12 protein-coding genes are annotated in these 12,667 nt (G+C 76.1%); all 12 read left to right on the forward strand.

The genetic code is table 11. The annotated features are described in order from the left end of the window. The 12 genes from ACOACO_RS15950 (at position 1) to ACOACO_RS16005 (ending at position 12,665) form a co-directional block, all read left to right on the forward strand. Positions 1-1,458, forward strand: coding sequence for an MSMEG_0567/sll0787 family protein (locus ACOACO_RS15950; RefSeq protein WP_420297279.1), 1,458 nt, complete (start codon positions 1-3; stop codon positions 1,456-1,458). Beyond that, on the forward strand, positions 1,455-2,381 hold the full coding sequence (locus ACOACO_RS15955) for a carbon-nitrogen hydrolase family protein (protein WP_420297280.1): 927 nt from the start codon (positions 1,455-1,457) through the stop codon (positions 2,379-2,381). Before ACOACO_RS15950 ends, ACOACO_RS15955 begins: the two co-directional genes overlap by 4 nt. Next, on the forward strand, positions 2,374-2,679 hold the full coding sequence (locus ACOACO_RS15960) for an MSMEG_0570 family nitrogen starvation response protein (protein WP_420297281.1): 306 nt from the start codon (positions 2,374-2,376) through the stop codon (positions 2,677-2,679). Before ACOACO_RS15955 ends, ACOACO_RS15960 begins: the two co-directional genes overlap by 8 nt. Further along, positions 2,676-4,067 carry an MSMEG_0569 family flavin-dependent oxidoreductase gene (locus tag ACOACO_RS15965; RefSeq protein ID WP_420297282.1) on the forward strand — a complete coding sequence of 464 codons (1,392 nt, stop codon included), beginning with the start codon at positions 2,676-2,678 and terminating at the stop codon, positions 4,065-4,067. The genes ACOACO_RS15960 and ACOACO_RS15965 overlap by 4 nt, the downstream gene beginning before the upstream one ends. A 6-nt stretch (positions 4,068-4,073) precedes the next feature. Then, complete coding sequence (locus tag ACOACO_RS15970) at positions 4,074-5,018, forward strand: carbon-nitrogen hydrolase family protein (protein ID WP_420297283.1); 945 nt, start codon at positions 4,074-4,076, stop codon at positions 5,016-5,018. Further along, positions 5,015-6,184 carry an MSMEG_0565 family glycosyltransferase gene (locus ACOACO_RS15975; RefSeq protein ID WP_420297284.1) on the forward strand — a complete coding sequence of 390 codons (1,170 nt, stop codon included), beginning with the start codon at positions 5,015-5,017 and terminating at the stop codon, positions 6,182-6,184. The genes ACOACO_RS15970 and ACOACO_RS15975 overlap by 4 nt, the downstream gene beginning before the upstream one ends. 9 nt (positions 6,185-6,193) lie before the next feature. Then, the gene (locus ACOACO_RS15980; RefSeq protein ID WP_420297285.1) at positions 6,194-6,571 is read left to right on the forward strand and encodes a hypothetical protein; all 378 of its coding nucleotides are present in this window, start codon (positions 6,194-6,196) and stop codon (positions 6,569-6,571) included. A 168-nt stretch (positions 6,572-6,739) separates the two neighbouring features. After that, on the forward strand, positions 6,740-8,362 hold the full coding sequence (locus ACOACO_RS15985) for an AMP-binding protein (protein ID WP_420297286.1): 1,623 nt from the start codon (positions 6,740-6,742) through the stop codon (positions 8,360-8,362). A gap of 125 nt (positions 8,363-8,487) precedes the next feature. Next, complete coding sequence (locus tag ACOACO_RS15990) at positions 8,488-9,666, forward strand: acyl-CoA dehydrogenase family protein (protein ID WP_420297287.1); 1,179 nt, start codon at positions 8,488-8,490, stop codon at positions 9,664-9,666. A gap of 8 nt (positions 9,667-9,674) precedes the next feature. Then, positions 9,675-10,199 (forward strand): MaoC family dehydratase, encoded by a 525-nt coding sequence (locus tag ACOACO_RS15995; RefSeq protein ID WP_420297288.1) that lies wholly within the window; start codon positions 9,675-9,677, stop codon positions 10,197-10,199. After that, entirely contained in the window at positions 10,196-11,056 is an 861-nt protein-coding gene (locus tag ACOACO_RS16000) for an HpcH/HpaI aldolase/citrate lyase family protein (protein ID WP_420297289.1), read from the forward strand. Before ACOACO_RS15995 ends, ACOACO_RS16000 begins: the two co-directional genes overlap by 4 nt. Further along, positions 11,049-12,665 (forward strand): carboxyl transferase domain-containing protein, encoded by a 1,617-nt coding sequence (locus tag ACOACO_RS16005; protein ID WP_420297290.1) that lies wholly within the window; start codon positions 11,049-11,051, stop codon positions 12,663-12,665. Before ACOACO_RS16000 ends, ACOACO_RS16005 begins: the two co-directional genes overlap by 8 nt. Positions 12,666-12,667 lie beyond the last annotated feature (2 nt).

Consider the following 12,667-nt stretch of genomic DNA (forward strand, 5'->3'; position numbering starts at 1 on the left):
GTGACGCTCGACCTGCCCGTCCTCACGGGGGTACGCCGGCCCGCGCCCCCCGCCGCGCCCACCGGTCCGTCCGGGGCCCCGTCGTGGGTGCTGGCCGAGGCCGACGGGCCGGCCGACCACGCGGCGTACCGCCGGTTGCGGCGCGAGGTGTTCGTCGCCGAGCAGCACCTCTTCGCCCGCGACGACGCCGACCTCGTCGACGACGACCCCCGCACCGTGGTGCTCCTGGCCCGGGCCGCGGACGGCACCGTGGTGGGCGGGGTGCGGCTGCACCCGGCCCCGGGCCGCGACGGGGTCCCGCCGACCCGCGACCTCGGGTGGTGGCGCGGCAGCCGGCTCGTCGTGGCGCCCGCGGCCCGCCGCGCCGGGGGCGTCGGGCCCGCCCTCGTGCGCGCCGCCTGCGCCCGGGCCGAGGCCGCCGGGGCCCTGCGCTTCGACGCCGTCGTGCAGGCCGGCAACGAGCGGCTCTTCCGCCGCCTCGGCTGGCGCACCCGCGCCGCGGTGGACGCCCACGGCGTGCCGCACGTCGTCATGGACTGGCCCGTCGACCGGGTCCAGCGGCTCGCCGACGCCACCAAGGCCGCCCTCGGCGGGCTGCTCGGCGAGCTCGCCACGGGCGTGCCCGCCGGGTACGTCGGCGACGACGGCGCCCCCGTGCCCGGCAGCGACCTCGTCGCCGCCTGCGACGCGATCCTGCCGTCGATGGTCGAGCGCGACCCCGAGTGGGCCGGGTGGTGCGCCGTCCTCGTCAACGTCAACGACCTCGCCGCGATGGGCGCGGCGCCCGTCGGGCTCCTCGACGCCGTCGGCGCCCGCGACGCCTCCTTCGCCCGCCGCGTGCTGCGCGGCCTCGGGGAGGCGGCCGCGGCGTGGGGCGTCCCCGTGCTCGGCGGCCACACCCAGCTCGGGGTGCCCGGCGCGCTCTCCGTCACCGCCCTGGGCCGCACCGATCCCGCCCTGCCCCGCCCCGTGCCCGGCGGCGGGGGACGGCCGGGCGACGCGCTGCGCGTCACCGCGGACCTCGGCGGCGGCTGGCGACCCGGCTACACCGGGGCGCAGTGGGACTCCACCTCGCACCGCACGCCCGCCGAGCTGCGCGCCCAGGCCCGCGTCGTCCCGGCGCTCGCGCCGACCGCCGCCAAGGACGTCTCCATGACCGGCCTCGTCGGCACCACCGGGATGCTCGTCGAGGCCAGCGGCTGCCGCGCCGTGCTCGACGTGTCCGCCGTACCCGCCCCGGCGGGGGCCGCCCCCGGCGACTGGCTCACCTGCTTCCCCGGCTTCGCGGTGGTGAGCGCCGAGCGGGCGCCCGCCCCGGGCGTCGGGGCCCTGCCCGACCACGTCGACACCGCCGTCTGCGGCGCGCTCACCCCCGGCACGGGGGTCGGCCTGCGCTGGCCCGACGGGGTCGTCACCGAAGCCGTCCGCCACACCGTCACAGGAATGGGACCCGCATGAGCATCCCTGCCGCCTCCCCGAGCACCCCCTCGACCACCGGCGTCGCCGCCGCCTGCGCCGGCTTCGGCCGCGACGTCGAGGAGAACCTGGCCCAGGTCGCCGCCCTCGTCGACCGGGCCCGCGCGCAGGGCGTCACCCTGCTGGCGCTGCCCGAGGCCTGCCTCGGCGGCTACCTGTCCGTGCTGGGCCGCGGCCGCGACGGCTCCCACGACGAGCAGCCCGACGACCTGCCCCCGGTCATGGACCTCGCGGGGCCCGAGCTGCGCCGCGTCGCGGCCATCGCCCGGGAGATGACGCTCGTCGTCGGCCTGTGCGAGTCCGACGGCGCCGAGCGCTACAACACCGCCGCGATCGTCAGCGGCGACGGCGTGCTCGGCGCGCACCGCAAGGTGCACCAGCCGCTGGGCGAGAGCCTCTTCTACGCGGCCGGCGACGCGTACGGCGCGGTGGACACGCCGGCGGGGCGCGTCGGGGCGCTGATCTGCTACGACAAGGCGTTCCCCGAGGCGGCGCGCGCCCTGGCCGTCGACGGCGCCGAGGTGATCGCCTGCATCTCCGCGTGGCCGGGCTCGCGCACCGCGAGCGGCGCCTCGCTGGCCGAGGACCGCTGGACCCGGCGGTTCAACCTCTTCGACGCGGCCCGCGCCCTGGAGAACCAGGTGGTCTGGGTGGCCTCGAACCAGCACGGCACCTTCGGCTCCCTGCGGTTCGTGGCGAACGCGAAGGTCGTCGGCCCGGGCGGCGACGTGCTGGCGACGACCGGGCTCGACGCGGGCCTGGCCGTGGCGCACGTCGACGTGGCCGGCGCGCTGGAGACCGCGCGCCGGGCCATGTTCCACCTGCGGGACCGCCGCCCGGAGACCTACCCCGGGGACCTCGCGCGCGGCCTGCCGCTCGCCGTCGCGGAGCCCGTCCGTGCCTGAGCTGACCTTCACCGTCCGCTGGCCCGACGGTGCCGTCACCGACTGCTGGTCGCCCTCGCTGGTGGTGCACGACCACCTCGACGCGGGGGCGTCGTACACCGTGCGCGAGTTCCGCGACCGGGCCGCCGCCGCCCTGGCCGAGGGCAGCGACCGGGTGCGGGCCCGCTACGGGTTCGCCTGCAGCGCCTCCGCCGCGTCGCTGGAGCGCATCGACGCCCTGGTCGCCGCCCACGCCCCCGACGCCCGCGTCGAGGTGCTCCGGCTCCACCCGCCCCTGCCGCAGGAGACCCCCCGATGAGCAGCAGCCCCGCACCCACCCCGACCACCGCCCCGACCGCCGCCCCGACCACCGTCCCGACCACGCACCGCACCGGCACCGTCGTCGTCGGCGGCGGGCAGGCCGGCCTGTCGACCAGCTGGTTCCTCACCCGCGACGGCGTCGACCACGTCGTGCTCGAGGCCGCCACCGCCGCCCACGAGTGGGCCGACACCCGCTGGGAGAACTTCACGCTCGTCACGCCGAACTGGCACTGCCGGCTGCCCGGGTACGCCTACGACGGGCCCGACCCCGACGGGTTCATGACGCGCGACGAGGTCGTCGCCTGGCTCGCGGGGTACGCCGGCACGTTCGGCCCGCCGCTGCGCGAGCGCACGCGGGCGGTCGCCCTGACCCAGCGGGAGGGCGGTGGGTTCGTCGTCGACGCGGAGGGCCCGGAGGGCCCCGAGCGGTGGGAGGCCGACCACGTGGTGGTCGCCACCGGCGGCTACCACCACCCGGTCGTGCCGCCCTGGGCGGCGGCGCTCGACCCGGCCCTCACGCAGCTGCACTCCGCGGAGTACGAGCGCGCCGCCGACCTGCCCGACGGCGACGTCCTCGTCGTCGGCTCGGGCCAGTCGGGCGCCCAGATCGCGGAGGACCTCCACCTCGCCGGCCGCCGGGTCCACCTAGCGCTGGGCGACGCGCCACGGGTGGCGCGCTTCCACCGCGGCCGCGACGTCATGACGTGGCTGGCCGAGATGGGGCTCTACGACACGGCGGTCGCGCAGTACCCCGGCGGCGTCGCCGCGCGGGAGAAGACGAACCACTACGTGACCGGGCGCGACGGCGGCCGCGACATCGACCTGCGCCGGTTCGCGCACGAGGGCATGCGGCTCTACGGGATGCTCGAGGACGGCCGCGGCACGCGGCTGACGTTCCGCCCGACCCTCACCGCGGCCCTCGACGCCGCCGACGACACCTACCGCTCGATCTGCCGCGACATCGACGCGTTCGTCGCGCGCGACCCCGCCGCCGCCCGGGTCGCGGGGCCGGCGGAGCCGCCGTACGAGCCCGTGTGGGTGCCCGACGAGGACCCGACGTCGCTCGACCTCGCCGCTGCGGGCATCCGCACGGTGGTGTGGGCGATCGGCTACCGGCCCGACTACCGCTGGGTGCGCGTCGGCGCCTTCGACGGCACCGGCCGCCCGACCCACGTGCGCGGCGTCAGCGCGGTGCCCGGCCTGTTCTTCCTCGGCCTGCCGTGGCTGCACACGTGGGGATCGGGGCGGTTCCTCGGCATCGCCGCGGACGCCGAGCACGTCGCCGGCCACATCACCGGGCGCCCCACGACGGAGACGCTCCCGGCGGCCGAGCTGGCCCGCCGTACCTCCCCGGGACCGCTCGTCGCGGTGCCCGCGGGCCGCTAGGCCGCGGTGCCCCCGCTGCGCATCGGCGCCGTCGCCGCCCACTTCGGCCGCGACGTGCCACGGGCGCTGGCGAAGGTCGAGGGGATCGTCGCCGACGCGCGGGCGGCGGGGGTGGGCCTGCTGGTGCTGCCCGACGCCACGCTCGGCGGCTACCTGTCGGACCTGCGGCACCCCGACCCGCTCGCGCTGCCCCCGGCGCTGGAGGAGACGTCGTACGAGGTGCGGCGGATCGTCGCGATGGCCCGCGAGATGGTCGTGTGCTTCGGGTACGCCGAGGAGAGCGTGGGCCCCGGAGCAGACGGGGACGGCGGGGACGCAGTGCCGCAGGTGCGGCTGCACAACACCGCCCTCTGCGTCAGCGGCGACGGGGTGCTCGGGCGGCACCGCAAGGTCCACCAGCCGGCGGGCGAGTCGCTGGTCTACGCCGCGGGCGACGGCTTCGGCGCGTTCGACACCCCGGTCGGGCGGCTCGGCCTGCTCATCGACTACGACAAGACGTTCCCCGAGGCCGCGCGGTCGCTGGCGCTGGACGGCGCGAACGTCCTCGCCTGCCTGTCGGCGTGGCCCGCGAGCGTGACGGACCGCGCCTCGCGGCTGCCCCAGGACCGGCAGTCGCGGCTCTTCGACCTGTACGACGCCGCCCGCGCCGCCGAGAACCAGGTCGTGTGGGTCTCCGCCAACCAGACCGGCGTGATGGGCGGCCTGCGGTTCCTCGGCCAGGCCAAGGTGGTCGGGCCGGGCGGCGACGTGCTCGCCCGGACGTCGTCGAAGGGCGGGCTCGCCGTCGCCGAGGTCGACGTCGAGCGCGAGGTCGCCCGGGCCCGGCGGCTGCTGCACCACCTCGCCGAGCGCCGGCCCGCGGCGTACGGGCCCCTGCGGGCCGCCGACGCCGCGGCGGTCGGCGGTGCGGTCGGCGGTGCGGTCGGCGCGGGGGCGGGGGAGGCGCCGTGAGGATCGCGCTGCTGACCTACTCCACGAAGCCGCGGGGCGGCGTCGTCCACACCCTCGCGCTCGCCGAGGCGCTGGTGGCGCTGGGGCCCGCCCACGGCGTCGACGCCGTCGACGTGTGGACGCTGGGCCGGGGCGGGGACGCCACGTTCTTCCGCCCGGTCGACCCGCGCGTCGGGGTGCGGGCCGTGCCGTTCCCCGGCGTCGACGGGGAGCCCGTGGGGGCGCGGATCGAGCGGTCCATCCGGGTGCTGGGGGAGGCGTTCGGCGCGGCCGCCGGGGGCGCCGGGGGTGCCGGGGGCGCTGGGGGTGCCGAGTACGACGTCGTCCACGCCCAGGACTGCATCTCCGCCAACGCCGTGCTGCGCGCGGGCGTCGCGTGCCGCCGTACCGTCCACCACCTCGACACCTTCACCACCCCCGAGCTGGTGGCCTGCCACGACCGGGCGGTCGCCGAGCCGTCGGCGCTGGCCTGCGTCTCCGCGTCGGTGGCCGCGGAGGTCGCCGCGGGCTGGGGACGCGAGCCCGTCGTCATCCCCAACGGCGTCGACGCGGCGCGGTTCGCGGCGGGCGCCGTCGACCGCGCCGGCCGGGCCGCGTGGGCGCGGCGGCTGGGGCGCTACGTGCTGGCGCTCGGCGGCATCGAGCCGCGCAAGGGCACGCTCGACCTGCTCGAGGCGTTCGCGCGGCTGCGCGCCTCCTCGCCCGACCACGCCGACCTCGAGCTGGTGGTGGGCGGCGGGGAGACGCTGTTCGACTACCGCGACTACCGGGCCGCGTTCGACGCCCGCGCCGCCGCGCTCGACGTCGAGCCCGTCGTGCTCGGGCCGGTCGACGACCCGGCGCTGCCGTCGCTGGTCGCGGAGGCGGCGGTGCTGGGGTTCACGTCGGTGAAGGAGGGCTTCGGGCTCGCCGCGATGGAGGCGCTGGCCGCGGGCGTGCCCGTCGTCTCCCGCGACCTCCCCGTCCTGCGGGAGGTGCTCGGCGACACCGTGCGGTTCGGGACGGGCGTCGACGACTTCACCCGGGCGCTCGACGCCGCCCTGCGCCGGCCCGGCGACCCCGCGCCCGGCCGCGCGCTCGCCGCGTCGTACACCTGGGAGGCCGCGGCGCGCCGCCACCTCGAGTGGTACGCCCGGGGCTCCCCGCGCGACGCCCCGCGGGGCTAGCGTGGGGTCATGCGGCGGCGGCCCCACGAGAACGTGCTGACGGTCCTGGTGGACCCGACGGTCCTGCACGACCTCGAGCTGGACCTCGCCGGCCGCGACCTGTGGCTGTGGCCGGTCAGCACGGCGGGGGTGTACGCCGACGGCCGCCAGGCCGCGCACGTCATCCGCCGGCGCCTCGTCGAGGCCCGGCGCGGGGCGTGGGACCTCGCGGCCGCGTGGGTGCCGGCCTGGGTGGCGTTCGGGGAGACCTGGCGCCACGACGACGAGCCGCTGGCGTGGGCGGCGCACGCCACGCTGTACGACGTGCTGTCACCGTTCGCGCCGCACGTGCGCTACCGCCGCGGGCTCGGCGGCGTCCCGCGCCTGCCCGTCGGGCGCGAGGCGTAGAGCCCCCGGTCCCCTCGACCACCGGAGCGGGTCGCGGTACCAGCGATAGTCATCGACTACCGCTCCTACCGCGACGCGGGTGGGGCGCGCCGTACCCCTCCCCGGAGGGTTGTGTCGCGCGTCACAGGGGGGTTGGCTGGCGGGGTCCGCGACGACGAGGAGACCCGCATGCTGTCCTACGACTCCGGCCCGACGGAGCCGCCGCTGCTCGACGAGACGATCGGCGAGGCGTTCGCCCGCACGGTGGCCGCGCACCCCGACGGCGAGGCGCTCGTGGAGGTGGCGAGCGGGCGCCGGTGGACGTGGCGGGAGCTGGCCGACGACGTGGAGCGCGTCGCCCGGGGGCTGCTGGCCCGCGACGTGCAGCCGGGGGACCGCGTGGGGATCTGGGCCCCCAACTGCGCTGAGTGGACGATCACCCAGCTCGCCACGGCGCGGATGGGCGCGGTGCTGGTGACGATCAACCCGGCCTACCGCAGCCACGAGCTCGCCTACGCCCTGCGCCGCAGCGGGGTCTCGCTCGTGGTGGCCGCGAGCGGGTTCCGGGGCGCCGACTACCGCGCGATGCTGGCCGAGGTGCGCGACCGGTGCCCGGCGCTGCGCGAGGTCGTGCACCTCGACACCGACGACTGGACGGACCTCGCCACCGCCGGCGAGGACCTGCCCGACGACGCCGTGGCCCAGGTGGCCGCGAGCCTGGCGCCGGACGACCCCATCAACATCCAGTACACGAGCGGCACCACCGGCTCGCCGAAGGGCGCCACGCTCAGCCACCGCAACATCCTCAACAACGGCCACCTCGTCACCGAGACGATCCGCCTGACCGCGGCCGACCGGCTCTGCATCCCCGTGCCCTTCTACCACTGCTTCGGGATGGTGATGGCCAACCTCGGGTGCGTCACGCACGGCGCGACGATGGTGGTCCCGGGCCCGGCCTTCGACCCCGCGACCGTGCTGCGCGTGGTGGCCGAGGAGCGCTGCACCGCCCTCTACGGCGTGCCGACGATGTTCATCGCCCTGCAGAACCACCCCGACTTCGCGACCACCGACCTCACCAGCCTGCGCACCGGGATCATGGCCGGCTCGCCGTGCCCGGTGGAGGTGATGAAGCGCTGCGTCGAGGAGATGCACATGGCCGAGGTGTCCATCGCCTACGGCATGACCGAGACCTCGCCCGTGTCGTGCCAGACGCTGGCCGACGACGACGCGGAGCGCCGTACCGCCACCATCGGGCGGGTCCACCCCCACCTCGAGGTCAAGGTCGTCGACCCGGTGACGGGGGAGACGGTCGAGCGGGGCGAGCCGGGGGAGTACTGCACGCGCGGCTACAGCGTCATGCTCGGCTACTGGGACGACCCCGAGAGGACCGCCGAGGCGATCGACGCCGACGGCTGGATGCACACCGGCGACCTCGCCGTCATGCGCGAGGACGGCTACTGCACCATCGTCGGCCGCATCAAGGACATGGTCATCCGCGGCGGCGAGAACATCTACCCGCGCGAGGTCGAGGAGTTCCTCCACGCCCACCCGGACGTCGAGGACGTGCAGGTGGTCGGCGTCCCCGACGAGCGGTACGGCGAGGAGCTCTGCGCCTGGGTGCGGATGCGCGCCGGGGCCGAGCCGCTCGACGCGGCCGGTGTGCGCGCCTTCTGCGCGGGCCGCCTGGCCCACTTCAAGGTCCCGCGGCACGTGATCGTCGTCGACGAGTTCCCGATGACCGTCACCGGCAAGGTCCGCAAGGTCGAGATGCGCGAGCGCAGCACGGACCTCCTCGGCCTCGGCGGGGAGTGAGGCGAGCGCCGCTCCGCCACCGGCCCGCCCCTTGCCCCACGGGTTAACGACCGATAACCTCACCACCGCCCGCTGGTTAGCGAGCATTAACCGGCTGCCGCACCACCCCACCCGGAGAGGACGTCATGTTCGAGCTGTCACGGGAGCACGAGGAGTTCCGCCGCTCGGTGCGGGAGTTCGCCGAGGCCGAGATCGCGCCCCACGCGGCGCGCTGGGACCGCGAGCACCACTTCCCGACCGACGTCGTGCACAAGATGGGCGACCTCGGCCTGTTCGGGCTGACCGCCCCGGAGGAGTACGGCGGGGCCGGGCTCTCCGGCGCGGACGGCGGGTTCACGTCCCTCTGCCTGGCGATCGAGGAGCTCGGTCGCGTCGACCAGTCGATGGGCATCACCCTGCAGGCCGGTGTCGGGCTCGGCATCAACCCGGTGCTCACCTACGGCACGGCCGAGCAGAAGGAGACGTGGCTGCCGGACCTCGTCGCGGGGCGCACGCTCGCGGGCTTCGGCCTCACCGAGCCCGGCGCCGGGTCGGACGCCGGCGCGACCGCCACCCGTGCCCGCCTCGACGGCGACGAGTGGGTCGTCGACGGGGCCAAGCAGTTCATCACCAACTCGGGCTCGGCGATCACGAGCCTCGTCAACATCACGGCCCGCACCGGCACGCGCTCCGACGGCCGCCCGGAGATCAGCACGCTGATGATCCCCGCGGGCACGCCCGGCTTCACCGCCGAGAAGGCCTACGACAAGCTCGGCTGGCACGCCTCGGACACCCACCCGCTGTCGTTCGAGGACTGCCGGGTGCCGGCCGGGAACCTGCTCGGCGAGCGCGGCCGCGGCTACGCCCAGTTCCTCGCCACGCTCGACGACGGCCGCGTCGCCATCTCGGCGCTGAGCGTCGGCTGCATGCAGGCCTGCCTCGACCTGTGCGTCGCGTACGCCGGCGAGCGCCAGACCTTCGGCGGGCCGATCGGGCGCAAGCAGGGCGTCGCGTTCCAGATCGCCGACCTCGAGGTGATGCTGCAGGCGGGCCGGATGCTCACCTACCGGGCGGCGGCGCTCAAGGACGCGGGCGCGCCGTACCAGCAGTTCAAGCACGCCGCGTCGATCGCCAAGCTGCAGACCACCGAGGCGGCGGTGACCGCCACGCGCATCGCGACGCAGGTGTTCGGCGGCTACGGCTTCATGGAGGAGTACCCCGTCGCCCGGTTCTACCGCGACGCCAAGGTGCTGGAGATCGGCGAGGGCACCTCCGAGGTGCAGCGCATGCTCATCGCCCGCGGCCTCGGTCTCCCGGTCGAGTGAGCGGGCCGATGAGCGACCCCACGAGCGACCCCACGCGCAGCGGAGGCGCCGAGCGCCGCCGCATCACCCAGCGCGGCCTGTGGTTCGACGAGTTCGAGGTCGGCACCGTCTACGAGCACCGCCCGGGACGCACCGTCACCGAGACCGACAACGTGCTCTTCACGACGCTGACGATGAACACGCAGCCGCTCCACCTCGACGCGGCGGCCAGCGAGCAGCAGGGGCCGTTCCACGAGCGGCTCGTGAACTCGATGTTCACCCTGTCCACGCTCGTCGGGCTCTCGGTCGCGCAGCTGACGCAGGGCACGATCGTGGCCAACCTGGGGTTCTCCGCGATCTCGTTCCCGGCGCCCGTGCGGCACGGGGACACGCTCTACGCCGAGACGCTCGTCGTCGACAAGCGGTTGTCGCGCAGCCGTCCCGGCGAGGGCGTCGTCACCCTCGAGCACACGGCGCGCAACCAGGACGGTGAGGTCGTCGCCACGGCCACCCGCCAGACCCTCGTGCGCACCGCCCCGGACGGCACCGCATGAGCGCCTGGGAGCCGGGCCCGGGCTTCCTGTTCTGCCCCGCGGACCGCCCGGAGCGCTACGCCAAGGCGCTGGAGCGCTCCGACGTCGTCATCCTCGACCTCGAGGACGCGGTGGCCGAGCCGGCGAAGGAGGCGGCGCGGGTCGCCGTACGTCGGCTGGCGGCGGACGGCGTGCTCGACGCCGAGCGCACCGTCGTGCGCGTCAACGCGGCCGGTACGGCGCACCTCGCCGCCGACCTCGCCCTCACCGCCGCGACGGGCGTGCGCCGCGTGATGCTGCCCAAGGCGGAGCGCCCGGCCGAGGTCGCCGAGGTCGTCGCCGCCGGCCACGACGTGCTCTGCCTCGTCGAGACCCCGCGGGGCGTCGAGCACGCCGGCGTGCTCGCCGAGGTGCCCGGCGTGGTCGCGATGATGTGGGGCGCCGACGACCTCGTCGCCGGGCTCGGCGGCACGGCCAGCCGCCGCGCGGACGGGTCCTACCGCGACGTGGTGCGCTACGCCCGCTCCCGCGTGCTCGTCGCCGCGAAGGCCGCGGAGCGCCTCGCGCTCGACGGCGTGCACATGGACATCGCCGACGCCGACGGCCTGCGCGCCGCCTGCGAGGACGCGGTCGCGGTGGGCTTCGACGCCGGCGTGGCGATCCACCCGAGCCAGGTGCCGGTGATCCGCGCGGCGTTCGCGCCCGACGCCGAGCGCGTCGCGTGGGCGCAGGACCTGCTGGCCGCCCACGCCGCCGGCGGGGTGGGCACGCACGGGGGCCGCATGGTCGACGGACCGATCTACGCCCAGGCCCGGCGCGTGCTGCGCCTCGCCGAACGGGGAACGGCGACACGAGAGGGGACGACGTCCGATGGCTGACCTGCGCGAGCTCGCCGCCGACCTGCGGGCGCGGATGGCGGCGCTCACCGAGGGCCGGGCCGGCGGCTCCGAGGCCGCCCGCCGCAAGCACACCGACCGCGGCAAGCTGCTGGTGCGCGACCGCGTGGAGCGGCTGCTCGACCCGGGCAGCCCCTTCCTGGAGATCGCGCCGCTCGCCGCGACCGGCATGTACGGCGCGGAGCCCGGTGGCCCCGACACGGTCCCGTCCGCCGGGGTCGTCGCGGGCGTCGGCCGGGTCAGCGGCCGCACCGTCGTGGTCGTCGCGAACGACGCGACCGTCAAGGGCGGCACCTACTACCCGCTCACCGTGAAGAAGCACCTGCGCGCGCAGACCGTGGCGCTGCAGAACCGCCTGCCCTGCCTCTACCTCGTCGACTCCGGGGGCGCGTTCCTGCCGATGCAGGACGAGGTCTTCCCCGACCGGGAGCACTTCGGGCGGATCTTCTTCAACCAGGCGCAGATGTCGGCGCAGGGGATCCCGCAGCTCGCGGCCGTCATGGGCTCGTGCACCGCGGGTGGTGCCTACGTGCCGGCGATGAGCGACGAGACCGTCATCGTGCGCGAGCAGGGCACGATCTTCCTCGGCGGCCCGCCCCTGGTGAAGGCCGCGACCGGCGAGGTCGTCACCGCCGAGGAGCTCGGCGGCGGCGAGGTGCACGCCCGGCGCTCCGGCGTCGTCGACCACCTCGCCGACGACGACGACCACGCGCTGGCGATCCTGCGCGACGCCGTCGCGACGCTGCCGCCGACCCCGGTCCCGGGCGGCGGGGCCGCGGGGCTCGACGGCGGGCGGGGCGCGCCGTACGACCCCGACTTCGAGGAGCCCACCCTCCCCGCCGAGAGCCTGTACGACGTGGTGCCCGCCGACCCGCGCACGCCGTACGACGTGCGGGAGCTGATCCGCCGCATCGTCGACGGCAGCCGGTTCCACGAGTTCAAGGCGCTCTACGGCGAGACCCTCGTGTGCGCCTTCGCGAGCATCGAGGGCCACCCGGTCGGGATCGTCGCGAACAACGGCATCCTCTTCAGCGAGTCGGCGCTCAAGGGCGCCCACTTCGTCGAGCTGTGCAACGCCCGCGGCATCCCGCTGGTGTTCCTGCAGAACATCTCGGGGTTCATGGTCGGGCGGGAGTACGAGAACGCCGGCATCGCCCGCGACGGCGCCAAGCTCGTCACCGCCGTGTCGTGCTCCGTGGTGCCGAAGCTGACCGTGGTGGTCGGCGGCTCCTACGGCGCCGGCAACTACGGCATGTGCGGGCGCGCCTACGACCCCCGCTTCCTGTGGATGTGGCCCAACGCCCGCATCTCCGTCATGGGCGGCGAGCAGGCCGCCGCGGTGCTCGCCACGGTGCGCCGCGACGGGATCGAGGCCCGCGGCGAGGAGTGGTCGGCCGAGGACGAGGAGGCGTTCCGGGCGCCCATCCGGGCCCAGTACGACGCGCAGGGCTCGCCGTACTACTCCACCGCCCGGCTCTGGGACGACGGCGTCATCGACCCCGTCGACACCCGCCGCGTGCTCGCGCTCGGCCTCGCGGCCGCCGCGGGCGCACCGGTGCCCCCGCCCGCCTACGGCGTCTTCCGGATGTGAGG

The sequence above is a fragment of the Nocardioides sp. CPCC 205120 genome (genome assembly GCF_048654585.1).
GTDB lineage: Bacteria > Actinomycetota > Actinomycetes > Propionibacteriales > Nocardioidaceae > Nocardioides.